General features: G+C 65.4%; 17 protein-coding genes. 9 read left to right on the top strand and 8 right to left on the bottom strand.

The features are described from left to right. The first annotated feature begins 4 nt into the window (after positions 1-4). Positions 5-700, top strand: coding sequence for a molybdate ABC transporter permease subunit (gene modB, locus D6B98_RS32140; protein ID WP_126261034.1), 696 nt, complete (start codon positions 5-7; stop codon positions 698-700). A 2-nt stretch (positions 701-702) separates the two neighbouring features. After that, a complete protein-coding gene (gene modC / locus D6B98_RS32135; protein ID WP_126261033.1) occupies positions 703-1,365 on the top strand; it encodes a molybdenum ABC transporter ATP-binding protein in 663 nt (220 codons plus the stop codon). A gap of 135 nt (positions 1,366-1,500) precedes the next feature. On the opposite strand, the gene D6B98_RS32130 is transcribed toward modC, so the two are convergent. After that, positions 1,501-3,294 (bottom strand): potassium/proton antiporter, encoded by a 1,794-nt coding sequence (locus D6B98_RS32130; RefSeq protein WP_126261032.1) that lies wholly within the window; start codon positions 3,292-3,294, stop codon positions 1,501-1,503. Positions 3,295-3,718: 424 nt separating this feature from the next. Here D6B98_RS32130 and D6B98_RS32125 point away from each other — a divergent pair, with 424 nt between their 5' ends. Continuing rightward, positions 3,719-5,035, top strand: coding sequence for a mechanosensitive ion channel family protein (locus D6B98_RS32125; protein WP_164719013.1), 1,317 nt, complete (start codon positions 3,719-3,721; stop codon positions 5,033-5,035). Positions 5,036-5,234: 199 nt separating this feature from the next. After that, entirely contained in the window at positions 5,235-6,053 is an 819-nt protein-coding gene (map, locus tag D6B98_RS32120; RefSeq protein WP_126261031.1) for a type I methionyl aminopeptidase, read from the top strand. A 14-nt stretch (positions 6,054-6,067) separates the two neighbouring features. Here map and D6B98_RS32115 read toward each other — a convergent pair whose 3' ends face one another. Further along, on the bottom strand, positions 6,068-6,664 hold the full coding sequence (locus D6B98_RS32115; RefSeq protein ID WP_126261030.1) for a bifunctional transcriptional activator/DNA repair enzyme AdaA: 597 nt from the start codon (positions 6,662-6,664) through the stop codon (positions 6,068-6,070). Between the two features lie 127 nt (positions 6,665-6,791). Between D6B98_RS32115 and D6B98_RS32110 the strand changes: the two genes are divergently transcribed. The 5 genes from D6B98_RS32110 (at position 6,792) to D6B98_RS32090 (ending at position 10,548) form a co-directional block, all read left to right on the top strand. After that, positions 6,792-7,754 carry a DMT family transporter gene (locus tag D6B98_RS32110; RefSeq protein ID WP_126261029.1) on the top strand — a complete coding sequence of 321 codons (963 nt, stop codon included), beginning with the start codon at positions 6,792-6,794 and terminating at the stop codon, positions 7,752-7,754. A gap of 40 nt (positions 7,755-7,794) precedes the next feature. Then, positions 7,795-8,508: a RadC family protein gene (radC, locus tag D6B98_RS32105; RefSeq protein WP_126261028.1), complete on the top strand. Its 714-nt coding sequence runs from the start codon at positions 7,795-7,797 to the stop codon at positions 8,506-8,508. A gap of 200 nt (positions 8,509-8,708) precedes the next feature. Beyond that, positions 8,709-9,587, top strand: coding sequence for an alpha/beta fold hydrolase (locus D6B98_RS32100; RefSeq protein WP_126261027.1), 879 nt, complete (start codon positions 8,709-8,711; stop codon positions 9,585-9,587). A gap of 35 nt (positions 9,588-9,622) precedes the next feature. Then, on the top strand, positions 9,623-9,949 hold the full coding sequence (locus D6B98_RS32095; RefSeq protein ID WP_126261026.1) for an antibiotic biosynthesis monooxygenase family protein: 327 nt from the start codon (positions 9,623-9,625) through the stop codon (positions 9,947-9,949). 44 nt (positions 9,950-9,993) lie between these two features. Next, on the top strand, positions 9,994-10,548 hold the full coding sequence (locus tag D6B98_RS32090) for a CGNR zinc finger domain-containing protein (protein WP_126261025.1): 555 nt from the start codon (positions 9,994-9,996) through the stop codon (positions 10,546-10,548). 138 nt (positions 10,549-10,686) lie between these two features. Here D6B98_RS32090 and D6B98_RS32085 read toward each other — a convergent pair whose 3' ends face one another. The 6 genes from D6B98_RS32085 to D6B98_RS32060 all read right to left on the bottom strand — a co-directional run bounded on the left by D6B98_RS32085 (position 10,687) and on the right by D6B98_RS32060 (position 15,326). After that, entirely contained in the window at positions 10,687-11,391 is a 705-nt protein-coding gene (locus D6B98_RS32085; RefSeq protein ID WP_164719012.1) for a tetratricopeptide repeat protein, read from the bottom strand. 146 nt (positions 11,392-11,537) lie between these two features. After that, complete coding sequence (locus tag D6B98_RS32080) at positions 11,538-11,912, bottom strand: hypothetical protein (RefSeq protein ID WP_126261023.1); 375 nt, start codon at positions 11,910-11,912, stop codon at positions 11,538-11,540. A gap of 102 nt (positions 11,913-12,014) precedes the next feature. Further along, positions 12,015-12,707, bottom strand: a complete 693-nt coding sequence (locus D6B98_RS32075; protein ID WP_126261022.1) for an AprI/Inh family metalloprotease inhibitor — start codon at positions 12,705-12,707, stop codon at positions 12,015-12,017. Then, the gene (locus D6B98_RS32070; protein ID WP_126261021.1) at positions 12,707-13,696 is read right to left on the bottom strand and encodes a 2-hydroxyacid dehydrogenase; all 990 of its coding nucleotides are present in this window, start codon (positions 13,694-13,696) and stop codon (positions 12,707-12,709) included. Before D6B98_RS32070 ends, D6B98_RS32075 begins: the two co-directional genes overlap by 1 nt. Then, positions 13,696-14,514, bottom strand: a complete 819-nt coding sequence (locus D6B98_RS32065; protein WP_126261020.1) for an ABC transporter permease — start codon at positions 14,512-14,514, stop codon at positions 13,696-13,698. Before D6B98_RS32065 ends, D6B98_RS32070 begins: the two co-directional genes overlap by 1 nt. After that, positions 14,511-15,326 carry an ABC transporter ATP-binding protein gene (locus tag D6B98_RS32060; protein WP_126261019.1) on the bottom strand — a complete coding sequence of 272 codons (816 nt, stop codon included), beginning with the start codon at positions 15,324-15,326 and terminating at the stop codon, positions 14,511-14,513. Before D6B98_RS32060 ends, D6B98_RS32065 begins: the two co-directional genes overlap by 4 nt. Positions 15,327-15,402 lie beyond the last annotated feature (76 nt).

The following is a 15,402-nucleotide window of genomic DNA, read 5'->3' as shown; positions in this document are numbered from 1 at the left end:
CTTGATGTTCGAGATCTCTCCCGCCGAATGGACCGCGATCCTGCTCTCGCTCAGGGTCGCGACCATTGCCACGCTGGTCGCGACGCCGTTCGGCATCGCGCTGGCATGGCTGCTGGCGCGCAGGGATTTCTGGGGCAAATCGGTGCTCGACGCGGTCGTGCATCTGCCTCTGGTGCTGCCGCCTGTCGTCACCGGCTATCTGCTGCTCCTCACCTTTGGCCGGCGCGGCCTCGTCGGCGGCTTCCTCGCCGACTATCTCGGTATCGTGTTCTCGTTCCGCTGGACCGGCGCGGCGCTCGCCTGCGGCGTGATGGCGTTTCCGCTGCTGGTGCGCCCGATGCGGCTGTCGATCGAGGCGATCGATCGGCGGCTGGAGCAGGCTGCCGAAACGCTCGGCGCCGCCCCATGGAAAGTGTTCTTCACCGTGACGCTGCCGCTGGCGCTGCCCGGCGTGCTCGCCGGCATGGTGCTCGGCTTCGCCAAGGCAATCGGCGAGTTCGGCGCGACCATCACCTTCGTCTCCAACATTCCCGGCGAGACCCAGACGATTTCGTCGGCGATCTACTCGCTGATCCAGACGCCTGACGGCGATGCCGCGGCCGGCCGGCTCGTGATCGTCTCGATCGTGCTGGCGCTGGGTGCGCTGATAGCAGCCGAATGGTTCGCCCGCCGCGCCACCGCGCGGCTGCACGGGAATTGACCATGCTGCGCGTCGATGTCGAAAAGAAGCTCGGCGAGTTCTCGCTTCAGGCGTCCTTCACCAGCGAGGGCCGCGTCATCGGCCTGTTCGGCGCGTCGGGCGCCGGCAAGACCTCGCTGGTCAACATGATCGCAGGCCTGTTGCGGCCCGACCGCGGCACCATCGTGATCGACGGCGAGACCGTGGACGACATTGCGGCCGGCATCCACGTGCCGAGCTGGCGCCGCCGCATCGGTTACGTGTTTCAGGACGCTCGGCTATTCCCGCACCTCAACGTAGCGCAGAATCTCGATTATGGCCGGCGCATGAACGGCCTTGCGCCAGATCCGGCCCAGCACAAGCGCGTCATCGACCTGCTCGATATCGGCGCCCTGCTCGATCGTCGTCCCGGAAAACTCTCCGGCGGCGAGCGTCAGCGCGTCGCGCTCGGGCGCGCGCTGCTGTCACGACCGCGGCTCTTGCTGCTCGACGAGCCGCTCGGCGCGCTCGACGAGGGCCGCAAGCTCGAGATCCTGCCCTATCTGGTGCGGCTGCGCGACGAGGCCAATGTGCCGATGGTCTATGTCAGTCACGACGCCGCCGAGCTGCGCCAGCTCGCCACGCAGATCGTGATGCTGAAACAGGGCCGGGTGACGAGTTTCGGCGGGGTGAAGATGCTGGCGTGAGGAGAGTTTCGTGCCCCGGACGCGACGCAGCACGCAGTGATGCGTCGCAGAGCCGGGGCCCACACCGCGCCATGGGTCCCGGCTCTGCGCAGCAACGCTTACGCGTTGCAGCGCGTCCGGGACACGAGAGCGTCGCTAAACCCCCGCCACCGAGGCCCACACATCCGAAAGCTTCTTCCGCAGCGCCTGCGCGCGGGTCAGCGGCGGCGGCGTTTCGTCATCTTCCGGCAGGCGCAAGCCGACGACGTTGACGCGGCCGCCGGAGATGCTGCGCGCGACCAGCACGATCTCGTCTAGGGCGAGCTCGGCGCCCTCCTTCGGCGCGTGGTCGAGATGAACGTCGAAATAATCGGCAAGGGTCAGCTTGCCCTCGTCCGCGCCGATCCTGACGCCGTAGATCTCGGCGAGCTCGGCGAGGGTGTGCTCGCCGGAGACCATGAAGTCGCCGAGCAGATGCGGATCCGGCGCCGAGCTCGGCTGCATGTCGACGAAGAAGCGGTCGAGCGATTCGGCCTTTTCCGGCGGCGCCAGCAGATAGATGTAGTCGCCGGGCGCGATCGGGTCGGCCTCCAGCGGCGTCAGGATGTTCTCGTTGCGGATCACCAGCGTCGGCTTGGACCAGGACGGGATCAGGCCGCGGCGGAAATACAGGCTCTTGGGCCGCACCGGATAGCCGACCAGCTGCTGCTCGAGCTGGCCGGGCAGATCCAATTCGACACGCCGCGGACCGCGGTCGGCGCGCGGCAGCGCCACGTGAAGCTTGCGCGCGGCCGGCGCCAGGGTCCAGCCCTGCAGCAGCAGCGAGATGATGACGACGACGAAGGCGACGTCGAAATAGAGATAGGCCTTGGACAGGCCGACCAGCATCGGGATCGACGCCAGGAAGATCGCGACCGCACCGCGCAGGCCGGTCCAGGCGATGAAGATCTTTTCGCGCCAGTTGAAGCGGAACGGCGCAAGGCAGACGAAGACGGCGATCGGCCGCGCCACCAGCATCAGCACGAGCGCGACGGCGACCGCCGGCAGCACGCTGGCCCCCAACCTGCTCGGCGAGACCAAGAGGCCGAGCAGCACGAACATCACGATCTGCGCCAGCCAGGTCGCGGCATCGAGGAAGGCCACGACCTGGTTATGCGCGCGCGTCGGCCGGTTGCCGATGATGATGCCGGCGAGATAGACCGCGAGGAAGCCGGAAGCATGCATCATCTGCGCGCCGCCGAAGATCACCAGCGCGGCCGTGGTCACGAAGGGCGCATGCAGGCCCTGCGGCAGCGCCACCTGGTTGAGCGCGATGACGACGAGACGTCCGCCGATGAAGCCGACGACGGCGCCCAGCACCGCCTCCTGCACGAATTCCATCAGCACGTGGCCGGCCGAGCTCGACCCGACCGAGATGTACTCGACCAGCATCAAGGTGAGGAAGATCGCGAAGGGGTCGTTGGTGCCGGATTCCGCCTCCAGCGTCGCGCCGACGCGCGGGCGCAGGCGCAGGCCCTGGGTATGCACCAGCAGGAACACCGCGGCCGCATCGGTCGAGGCCACCACGGCGCCGACCAGCAGCGATTCCGTCCAGTTGAGGTCGAGCGCGAACTTGGCGAACGGCGCCGTGATCAGCGCGGTCAGCAGCACGCCGGCGGTCGCGAGCACCACGGACGGCGCGAGCACGGTGCGGATGCTGGCAAAGCGTGTCCTGAGGCCGCCATCGAACAGGATCAGGGCCAGCGCCACCGAGCCGACCAGATAGGTGGTGCGGACGTCGTCGAACTGGAGCTGGCCGGGACCGGAATCGCCGGCGAGCATGCCGACCGCAAGGAAGACCAGCAGCAGGGGCGCGCCGAAGCGGAGCGCAAGCAGGCTCGACAGGATGCCGGCCATGACGAGGACGGCGCCGAGCAATATGGCGAGGCTGACGGAGTCGAGAGAGGCCATGCGGTGCTGCGGGTTACTCCAAGTAATGAGCGAGTTCAGTCAGGGGCCACTGGCCCGGCGCTCCCTCGCCCCGCTTGCGGGGAGAGGGTGGGGTGAGGGGGGAGCCTCCGCGGGGACGGTGACAGTGAGACTCGCGGAGAGTCCCCCTCACCCGAAATTCAAGCTGCACTCGAATTTCGGCCTCTCCCCGCACGCGGGGAGAGGCGAAGCGCGCCGCGACCAACGGATTTACCCAAACATATATCCATGCATCTCTATCGTCGCCGCCTCCGCGCGCCAACCCATTTTCGCATCTCGCGGCAATCTGGCCGTTTTTACGGCCTTAACGTCCATCACATGCCGGTGTATCGATGGCCCGGCCGTGCCCTTTGTGGGATTCTGCGGCTCCCTCGAATCAATTCCTCCCCGCTTGCCGACGAGACCGATGGACATGGACCTCAAGGACTTCATGGAGTTCGTGCAGACCACCGCGCGCAGCGTCGGGGCGGAGATCTCCTCGCCCTGGTTCTACCTGCAATTCGGGCTCATTCTGGTCGCGGCCGGCATCGCCTATGCGGCGGAGACCGCCGTCCGCAACCGGGTCGACATGACCTCGCTGGCGATGCGCTGGCCGCTGCCGCTCCGGCACTTCGCCCGGGTGATGGTCGCCAGCGCCTCGACGGCGGTGTTCACTCTACTCGTGATCATCTCGCGCCTCGTGATGTACCACGCGACCTGGCCGAGCCGCTCCTATCTGCTCATGGTCGCCGCCAAGCTCGGGCTGGCCTGGCTCGTGATCCGGCTCGTGACTTCGGTGCTGCGCAATGCCTTCATCGTCAAGCTTGTGTCGATCACGGCGTGGTTCGTCGCCGCGCTGTCCATCCTCGGGCAGTTCGATGCGACCGTCGACCTGCTCGATGCCTACGCCATCGTGTTCGGCGGCCTCAGGCTGACCCCGCTGCTGGCAATCAAGGCCGGCGCGCTGCTCCTCATCGCGCTCTGGGCCACCAACATCACCAGCAATTTCGCCGAGAGCCGGATCAACGCGACCGCCGACCTGACGCCGTCGGTGCAGGTGCTGCTGGTCAAGATCATCCGCATCGGGCTTCTGGCCGTCGCCATCGTCATCGCGCTCGGCGCGGTCGGCATCGACCTGTCGGCGCTCGCGGTGTTCTCCGGCGCGGTCGGCGTCGGCATCGGTATCGGCCTGCAGAAGATCGTCGCCAATTTCATCTCCGGCATCATCCTGCTCGCCGACAAGTCGGTGAAGCCCGGCGACCTCGTCACCATCGGCGACAATACCGGCCGCATCAGCGCGATGAAGACGCGCTATATTTCCGTCGCCGCAGGCGACGGCCGCGAGTTCCTGGTGCCGAACGAGGATCTGGTGACGCAGAAGGTCGTCAACTGGACCTATACCGACAAGAACACGCTGGTGAAGATCGCCTTCGGCACCAATTACGACGCCGACCCGAAAGTGGTCTGCAAGCTCGCGGCCGAGATCGCCGAAGCCCATCCGCGCGCGCAAAAAGGCAAGCCGCCGACCTGCATCCTCACCGAGTTCGCCGAAGCCGGCATGAAGTTCTCATTGACCTTCTGGATCGCCGACCCCGACGGCATGGACAAGGTCAAGAGCGACGTGATGCTGGCGCTGTGGGACGCCTTCAAGCAGGAGGGCATCCGGGTTCCCTACCCCGTCCGCGAAATCCGCATCCGCGGCGGCGCGCTGCCGGTGGAAACCACCGTAGAAGTCCCGAATTAGGCCGCTTTCGCAACCAAGGCTGGCAAGGATCTTGTTTTGACGCGTTTTCTTCACGCGAACCGGTTAGCCACTTCGCTCGAAAACGCCCTGCCTCGGCTTGCATGAAGGCCCGCAATCATTAAATTGGGGCCTGAAATCAAGCCTTTCCACCGATAATCGCGATCAGCCCGGAAGACCGCCCAAGGAAGACTGCACAAGCATGAGCTACGTCGAAGCCACCGATACCTCGCTGCGCAAGACCGGACAGATCAAGCTGCATGGGCCGGCCGCCTTTGCCGGCATGCGCAAGGCGGGCGCCCTGGTGGCGAAATGCCTGGACGAGCTCACCGACATCGTCGGGCCCGGCGTGCCGACCGAGCGCATCGACCAATTCGTCCGCGACTTCGCCTTCAGCCATGGCGCCTATCCGGCGACGCTGATGTATCGCGGCTATCGCTATTCGACCTGCACCTCGCTCAATCACGTGGTCTGCCACGGCATGCCCGGCGATCGTCCGCTGAAGGAAGGCGACATCGTCAATATCGACGTCACCTTCATCGTCGACGGCTGGTACGGCGATTCCAGCCGGATGTATGCGGTCGGCCCGATCGCCCGCAAGGCGGAGCGGCTGATCGAGGTGACGTATGAGGCGATGATGCGCGGCATCGCCGCGGTGAAGCCCGGCGCCACCACCGGCGACATCGGTCACGCCATCCAGAGCTTCGTCGAGCCGCAGGGCATGAGCGTGGTGCGTGATTTCTGCGGCCATGGCTTGGGCCGCATGTTCCACGACGAGCCGAACATCATCCATATCGGCCGTCCGGGCGAAGGCGTGCAGCTCAAGCCCGGCATGTTCTTCACCATCGAGCCGATGATCAATCTCGGCAAGCCGCATGTGAAGATCCTCTCGGACGGCTGGACCGCCGTCACCCGCGACCGCTCGCTGTCGGCACAGTTCGAGCACTCCGTCGGCGTCACCGCCACCGGCGTCGAGATCTTCACGCTGTCGGAGCGGCACGGCGAGAAGCAGATCGGGTGATCCCGACGCGTCGGCTAGCGCCGGCGGCGGAATGACGATGGCGCTCTCTTATAGGTCGCCGCGAAAGCGTCGTTGAAGCGGCGCACGCTGCCGAAGCCCGCCGCAAACGCGATCTCCGCCAACGTCATGTCGGTCTGATCGATCAGACGCTTGGCTTCCTGCACGCGGCGGGTTGCCGCGATATCGCTCGGGCTCGCGCCGGCATGGCGCATGAACAGGCGCAGCAGATGGCGCGGCCCGACGCCAAGGGCTTCCGCAAGCTCGCTCATCGACGCCCGGTCCAGAAAGCCGTCATGGATCAGGCGCATGCCGCGCGCGACGGTAGTGGCCGTTCCCATCCAGGCGGGCGAGCCCGGCGCCGTTTCAGGGCGGCAACGCAGGCACGGGCGAAAGCCGGCCCGGTCGGCGGCAGCCGCGGTCGCATAGAAGGTGACGTTCTCCGAGCGCGCCGGGCGCACCGGACAGACCGGCCGGCAATAGATGCGCGTCGAGCGAACCCCGGAAAAGAACAGGCCGTCGAATGCGCGGGCGCGCGCCAACCGGGCCCGATCGCAGGTCTCCCAGTCGAGATGCGGTGGCAGCGTTTGCCGCTCGGCTGAATTCTTCGCCATGACCAAATCATAGTTTCGATGCAGCGCACCGAGTAGCTGAAATCGGACGTCACCGGGCGACGAGGTCCGAATTCAGCCAGCCCGCGCCGCAGCTCCGGATCATGGTGTCGATCCAGGAGCAAATCGCATGAGCACACAGGCACAACACACACAGGCGCAACACACGACGACCAATCTCGCAATCGAGGTCGGGCTCCTGCTGCTGCTCTCGCTGATCTGGGGCAGCTCGTTCACGCTCATCAAGCTCGCTGTCGCAACGATCCCGCCGTTCACGATGGTCGCCGCTCGCGTGACCATAGCCGCGATGCTTCTGATCCTGATTGCGACCGCGCAGGGCCACGTCCTTCCTCGCGGGCAATCGGTCTGGGCCGCCTTGTTCGTGCAGGGGCTGCTGCAAAGCGCGCTGCCTTTTACCCTGATCAGCTGGGGCGAAATGCATATCGCCAGCGGGCTTGCCGGTGTGCTCAATGCGACCCCACCGATGTTCGTGCTGGCGATCGCTGTCATGACCGGGCGCGGACGGCAGACGATCGGCGGCCGCAAGATCGTCGGCGTTGCGCTCGGCCTTGCGGGCGTGGCCCTGACCATGGGCATCGACGCGCTGTCCGGGATCGGCACGGCGGCGCCACTGGCCCAGATGGCGGTGCTCGGCGCGAGCTTGTGCTACGCGCTCGCACCGATCTGGGGGCAGCGGTTCTCGGGCCTTCCCGCGATCGTCACCGCAGCAGGGACGATGAGCTGCGCCGCGGTGCTAATGCTCCCGACCGCCGCGGCTCTCGAACAGCCGTGGAGGCTGGCGCAGCCGCCCGCGCAGGCAATCGCAGCACTGATCGCGCTCGGCGTGGTCTGCACAGCCTTGGCGATGGTGATCTATTTCCGCCTGATCCGCACGCTCGGCCCGCTCGGCACGACCAGCGGGAGCTATCTGCGTGCGGGATTCGCCGTGGCGCTCGGCACCGCCATTCTCGGCGAGCGCTTGAGCTGGTCCAGCGTTGCCGGAATGGCGCTCATTCTCGCCGGGGTGGTGGCGGTCACGGCGCCCGCGCGCGCACCGACCATCAGGACGCCGGCCGGCGCGCCCCGCAATTGACGGTTGCAAAAACGCTAGCTCCCGGCAATGCTGGCGGCCGATGCCCGCCAAGCGAGACCACGACAAGAGCAAGCCTGACGAGGTGCCGCACTATCACGGCCATCGCGAACGGCTGCGCGAGCGCTTCTACAACGCCGGCGCGGATGCGCTCAGCGACTACGAATTGCTGGAGATGGCGCTGTTTCCGGCATTGCCGCGGCGCGACACCAAGCCGCTGGCCAAGGCGCTGATCAAGACGTTCGGCTCGTTCGCCGAGGTCGTGCATGCGCCGGTGGCGCGGCTGCGCGAGGTCGACGGCATCGGCGAATCCGCGATCAACCAGCTCAAGTTGATTGCCGCCGCGGCGAGCCGCGTGACCAGGGGCGAGGTCAACAGCCGCAACGCGCTGTCGTCCTGGAACGAGGTGATCGATTATTGCCGCTCCAGCATGGCGTTCGCCGACAAGGAGCAGTTTCGCCTGCTGTTCCTCGACAAGCGCAACCAGCTGATCGCCGACGAGGTGCAGCAGACCGGCACCGTCGACCACACCCCGGTCTATCCGCGCGAAGTGATCAAGCGCGCGCTGGAATTATCGGCGACCGCCTTGATCCTGGTGCACAACCACCCCTCCGGCGATCCCTCGCCGTCGCAGGCCGACATCCAGATGACGAAAGCGATCATCGACATCGCCAAGCCGCTCGGCATTGCCGTGCACGACCACATCATCGTCGGGAAAAGCGGGCATTCCAGCCTGCGCGGAATGCGGCTGATCTAGGCTGCTCACTGCCATAGAACTTGCTGCTGACGTTCGCAGCGACGCCCCTTCGCTCGCCGCACCTTCCGAACGAGACACCAGCGCGGAACAGGAAGGGGTTCCGCATGCGAGGAAACCCGATCGTGATCGAACGCGCCGCAAGGCGGGGAACGAGAACCGGCTAAATGGGTTTTACCGGTACTTTCTGAGACGGAGAATCCATGTCTGATATCGGCGTCAGCCATCGATGGGCGGTTGTCAACGGGCACAATCTCTTCTTGCGAGAGGCCGGCCCGAGCGAGGCCCCTGTCCTGCTTCTGCCTCACGGCTATCCCTGTTCTTCCTTCCAGTTCCGACGCTTGATGCCGGCGCTGGCCGACCGATGGCGCACCGTCGCTTTCGACTGGCCGGGCTTCGGCTACAGTGACACGCCAGATCCCGCTGAATTCGGCTACGACTTCGACGCCTATGCCGGCGTGCTGGCCGATGTCGCCGATGCGCTGCGGCTGAAACGCTACGTGCTGTGGCTGCACGATTACGGCTCGCAGATCGGCCTGCGGCACGCCATCGCCAAACCCGACCGGATTGCAGCGCTGATCATTCAGAACGGCGACATCTATGCGGACGTCCTTGGTCCAAAATACGCGGCGATCAAGGCATGGTGGGCGGACAAGTCGGCTGAAAACCACCGACTGCTCGAGGAGGCGGTGAGCGAGGACGGATTCCGCCATGAGTTCGTCGGCGAGGTCTCCGATGCGGACGCCGCCCGCGTGCCACCCGATCTTTGGAAGCTGCATTGGCCGCTGATGGACACGCCGACGCGCCGGGCGATTTCGATCGGACTGATGGAAAAGCTGGAACAGAATCTCGAATGGTTTCCGCGCTACCAATCCTATCTGCGCGAGCGGCAACCGCCGACGTTGATCGTGTGGGGACCGCAGGACGGCTACATGCCCGAGCCGTCGGCGCGCGCTTACCTGCGCGATCTGCCGGATGCGGAGGTTCATCTCCTGGCGGAGGCCGGCCATTGGTTGCTGGAGACGCATTTCGAGCAAGCCCTGCCGCTCGTTCGCGACTTTCTTTCGCGGACCTTGCCCTGAACGTGAGTGGAGACAGAGCCTGAAAGGAGATCGTCATGCCGACAAAGCCGACCATTGCACGAATCTGGCGGGGGCGTACCCGACCGGATGTCGCAGACACGTATGAAGCCTATATCCGAGCCGAAGGCATTCCACCGCTGCAAAAGGTTGCGCTGGGAGTCCAGCTTTTCCGTGAGGAGCGCGAGGAGGAGACCTGGTTCACGACCATCTCATACTGGCCTACTATCGAGGCCATGACCGCCTTCACGAAGGGAGCCCCCACCAAGGTCCATCATCTCGATCGCGATGCCGAGCTCCTGATCGAACTCCCCGAACGAATCGAAATCCACCGCATCCTCGTCAACGATCAGAATTTGCGCTGAAGGCATCATGAGCAGACGTGCCGGAGGCGAGCAAGGCGTGTCCAATGTCACTCCCGCATCGCGTCGCAGGTAACCTCGCCCTCGACCTTGCCAACACCATCAGCTGGCGCGGGACAGACCGGGAAATCGACCATCTGGTAACGCCCGCGGACATCCTGGCATGGTCGAGAGCAGCCGGCCTGACCGATGGCCACTTCGCTGTTCGTCCCGCAGATCACAAGGCGCTGATGAAGGGCATCCTCGATCTTCGCCTGGCCATCGGCGAGGTTGGCTCGGCGATCGCGGCAGGCAAGCCGTCTCCCCGAGCTGCGCTCGACATCATCCGCGACTATGCCGCGAAGGCGCTCCGCACCGCCTCGCTGGCAGGACGTCCAGTATCTCTGCGTTTCCAGGGCATCGACTCCATCGCCGGCGCCGTCTCCTGGTCTGCACTTGATTTGCTTCGGAGCGATGAGCTCTCGCGCCTGAAGCAATGTCCATCAGATGACTGCCGCTGGCTGTTCATTGACCGAACAAAGAACGGGTCCCGGCGCTGGTGCGAGATGAGCACCTGCGGAAACCGAGCGAAAAAGCAGGCCTTTCGGCGCGGCCCAAGCTGAGTGACCGGGCGCGACGATCAGAGCGCGGCACATCCGTAGATGTTGGTCAGCGTGCGACCGACGCCGCCTCTCGCGCAAGCGGTACAGGAACGAGCGCGGCGGCGACCGATCAAACTAAGCCATCGCGCTTCGGTGCAATCAGTGCGCCTGGCTCTTGGCGACTCTCAGGTGCTCATCTGCGGCCCTGATGCCGCTCAATGCCTTGAGCGTCAGCGCGGTCGGTTGCGGCTCCCAGGCGGCCACCAGTTTGTCGGCCCTCTCGCGTTCCGGCTTGGATAGCATGGAAGCCATCTCATTCACATTCTTTGCCGGCGCCAGCTGCGAGAGCTTGAAATACGCATACGACAGGGACAGATCTCTCGGCGTTCCCTTTCCGGCAGAATACGCACGGGACAGGCTGAAGAGGGCAGAGGGAAGCCCCTGCTCGCCTGCCATCTTCCACCATTTCAGCGCTTCTTCCGAATTCCCTTGTCGGTCATACATGAGAGCGACGTCATGCTGGGCGCGCGCATAACCCGCCTTGGCGGCAACGAGTTTGTATTTCAATGCTTGATCGAAATCGGTTGCGACGATACCCGCGCCTTGCCCGTCAAAATAACAGCCAAGCTTGTAGGCCCCCAGCGGATCGTTGGCCGCAGCCGATTTCTGGAACCACTCGAACGCTCGGCCGCGATCCTGCTGTGTGCCGATGCCGTTATTATACATCATGCCGACATGGTATTGCGCCTCGGCATCTCCTTGATCAGCCAAAGCCACCATCGCATTGAAGGTGCCGGCGTCATCTGCATCGGCGGGTATCGAGAGGAATAGAAGGCACGAAAAAGCCAGGACAGCGAATTTCATGTCAAATCCCGATCGACTTCTGACCATTATGTCTTTGGTCACGCGAGGGGGAGACAAAGTTCGAAGCTGGCCGAGATTTCGAATTCAGTACCGGGGCGAAGGATCGAAACCGGCCCAGCCCCGCCGCCGGGCGGCCGAATTCAATCTCACGGCTCGACCCAGCGCTGCACCGCCTCAACCGTGTCGGCGGGCGTGGTGTTGAAGCAGATCGCAGCCTCCGGCGCCAGGCGGTGGACGAGGTTGAGCACCTTCTCGAACAGCACGAGGCGCTCCTTCGGCTCGCGCAGCCCCGCGCCGATCACGATGCAGTCGAAGCGCTCGTCGCGCAAGGCCGCGGTCACGGCGGCCTCGGCCGTCGCATCGAGATCGATCAGGCAGCTCGTGACCTCGAAGCCGAGGCCGCGCAGACGCAGCAGCTGGGCCTCGATGTAGCCGCGGACATGTTCGGGCGTGATCTGCGGAAATGCGCTGTAATCCGCATTGCCCGGTTCGATGCCGATCGCGAGAATGCGCTTGGCCATGCCGTATCTCCCAACGAAATCACTTCTTCCGTCAACGAGATGCCCGGTCTGCGGGTTCCGCCTTCGCGCGGCGGCATTCGGCGGCGGCGAATGTCGGGCCGGCTACTGACGCAGCATGATCAGGGGATCGGCGGTGTCGGGGACGCGCCGCCATTGCGCGTTGTCGTCGGCCTCGAACTGCCAGACATCGCCCGATTTCGACATCAGGATGATCTGGCCGCGCTCGAGCCGCCATTGCGCCGGATTGAACTGCGCGATCGCCGCGTCGCATTTCGGCTTGAGGAAGACCTGGAAATTGTCGGGGCTCGTCTCGGTGTTGGTCAGCGTCAGCCCGCACACCGGCTGGCCGTTGCCGCGCACCATCGCCCAGTCGCCGATCATCTGGTCCATCGACTTGGCCATCGAGCGGGCCGCGGCGAGATCCTGCAGGATGTAGACACCCTCGCCCTGGCGCAGGCCTTCGAAGATGCCGGCTTCGACCTCGGTGAAGTCGATCACGGCTTCACCGGTCGCGTCCTGGAAGCGCACGATGTCGAGCCCCCTGACGCTCCAGGCGACGATGCTCTTGGTGAAAGGCAGCGCGGTCTTGCACGCCGGCTCCAGCTCCAGCTTGTAGCCCTGGCCTGCGGTATCGCCCTTCATCGTGACGACGCAGGTCTTGCTGCGCTCGGTGGTCGAGAGCTCCCACTGCCCGGGCATCGACTTCTTCAGGCTCGTCGCATCCTGCGCATGTGCAGCGCCGATCGCGGCCAAGCAGGCCGCGACGGCGAATGCGACGGCCCGAAGAGCTGTCATCAGCGCCCCCTGAAGGGCGTCTCGGCCACCGGCGTCAACGGCGCCTTGCCGGCGAACCAGGATTTGAGGTTGTCGACCACGAGCTGGTCCATCGCGTTGCGCGTCACCACCGAGGCCGAGCCGATATGCGGCAGCAGCACGACGTTCTGCATGGCCTTGAGCTCGTCCGGCACGTTCGGCTCGGCCGCGAACACGTCGAGGCCTGCGGCGAGGATGGTGCCCGATTTCAGCGCCTGCACCAGCGCCGGCTCGTCGACCACGGAGCCGCGTGCGACGTTGATCAGAACGCCGCGCGGGCCGAGCGCCTTCAGCACCTCGGCATTGATCATCTTGTTGGTCGAGGCGCCGCCGGGCACGATCACCATCAGCGTGTCCACCGCCTTCGCCATCTCGATCAGGTCGGGATAGTGCTTGTAGGAGACGTCCTTGGAGGGGTTGCGCGAGTGATAGACCACCGGCACCAGCGAGGCATCGAGCCGCCGCGCGATGGCCTGGCCGATCCGGCCCATGCCGACGATGCCGACCTTGCGGTCGCGCAGCGAGCCGACGCTGAGCGGGTAGTTCTGCGTCTGCCACAGCCCGGAGCGAACATAGCGGTCGGCCTTGATGAACTCGCGCAAGGTGCCGATCAGAAGGCCCATCGCGACGTCGGCGACCTCCTCGGTCAGCACGTCGGGCGTGTTGGTGACGATGATGTTGTGCTCGGCCGCGTATTTGGCATCGATGTGGTCGTAGCCGACGCCGAAGCTCGCCACCATCTCGATCTTGGGCAGTTGCGACAATGAACCCCTGTCGGCGCGGACGGTGTGATAGGTCACGGCGACGCCGCGGATCCTCTCGCGGATCGCCGGCGTCAGCCGTTCGAGGTCGCCGTGCGTCTCGGCCTTGTGCACGACGAAATGGTCGGAAAACCCGTTCTCGAGGATCGGCCGCACCGGCCCATAGATCAGAAGGTCGATCTTTTCGGACGAAATCGAACCGGCAGCCATCAGTTTTCCTTTCCAAGCGCGCTCTCATGCCAGCGCCGTAAAACGAGGTGCGAAACTAGCGCCAGCACCCCATAGATGACAATCCCGGCCAGCGACAACAAAAGCAGCGCTGCGAACATGCGGGGTATGTTCAATCGATAGCCCGATTCCGCAATCCTGTAGGCGAGCCCGGAGCCGGCGCCCGCCGTTCCCGCCGCGATCTCGGCCACGACCGCGCCGATCAGCGACAGGCCGCCCGCGATGCGCAAGCCCCCGAGAATGTAGGGCAACGCCGCCGGCAGCTTGAGGAAGCGCAGCGTCTGCGGCTTTGATGCGCCATAGAGCTGGAACAGGCCGGCGAGGTTGCGATCGACCGAATTGAGCCCGAGCGTGGTGTTGGACAGCACCGGAAAAAAGGCGACGATGAAGGCACAGACCACGACCGCGGTCTGCTGTTCCAGGTAGATCAGCAACAATGGCGCGATCGCGATGACGGGCGTGACCTGGAGCACGATCGCATAGGGGAACAGCGAGTATTCCACCCATTTCGACTGGTTGAACAACAGCGCCAGCGCGATGCCGCCGATGCTGGCCGCGAGGAAACCTTCGAGCGTGGTCAGCAGCGTGGTCGCCAGCGATTGCGACAGCACCTGCCAATCCTTGATCAGCGTCAGGATGATGATGGAAGGCGCCGGCAGCACGTAAGGCGGGATCTCCTTGAGGCGGACCACCAGTTCCCAGGCGACGAGGCCGGCCGCGAACACGATGACGGGAAGCACCAGGCGCAGCGCGCGCTGCGCGCCTCGCGGCTTGGCGACGATGCCGGGCTGGGCGCTCATAGCGGCGGCTGCCCCGAATAGGACGGCGCCAGCGCGCCCGAGACCTTGCGGCAGTAGTCGCCGTAGGCGGTCGAGGTGCGAAATTCCTCGCCGCGCGGCTCGACCGTCTCGATGCGGATATCGGCCTGGATGCGGCCCGGCCGCGCCGTCATCACCACCACACGCTGCGACAGGTAGACGGATTCGAATACCGAATGGGTTACGAAGATGACGGTCTTGCCGAGAGCCCGCCACAGCGCGAGCAGATCATTGTTGAGGCGAAAGCGCGTGATCTCGTCGAGCGCGGCGAACGGCTCGTCCATCAGCAGGATATCGGGATCGGTGACCAGCGCGCGCGCCAGCGAGACCCGCATCTTCATGCCGCCGGAGAGCTCGCGCGGAAACGCATCGGCGAAATCGGCGAGCCCGACCCTGTCCAGGACGGCGTCGGCACGCGCGCGCCCCTCGGCCTTCGCTACGCCGCCAAGCTTGAGCGGCAGCCGCACGTTCTCGCGCACATTGGCCCAGGGCATCAGGGTCGGCTCCTGGAACACGAAGCCGATGCCGTGCCCCGGCTGCAGCTCGCCCTCGTGGCGCGCCACCCGCACGATCCCGGAGGACGGCGCGCTGAGCTGCGCGATCAGCCGCAGCACCGTCGACTTGCCGCAGCCGGACGGGCCCAGCAGCGAGATGAACTCGCCCTTGCGCACCGCGAGGTCGAACGGGCCGAGCGCCATGACGCCGTTGTCGTAGGTCTTCGTCACGCCGCGCAGGCTGACGGCGAGAGCCGTCAGGCTCGCCTCGACGGCGGGCGAGGTCGAGCGCTCTGTCATCGATTGCTGGCTGCCGCGTTTCGAGCACTCTTCACCTTTCCCCAACGGGGAGAGGTGAGACCGAGCCGCACCGGCG

This window comes from Bradyrhizobium sp. LVM 105 (assembly GCF_003957705.1).
In the GTDB taxonomy this organism is placed as follows: Bacteria; Pseudomonadota; Alphaproteobacteria; order Rhizobiales; family Xanthobacteraceae; genus Bradyrhizobium; species Bradyrhizobium frederickii.
This window is presented reverse-complemented; position numbering and strand designations above follow the sequence as displayed.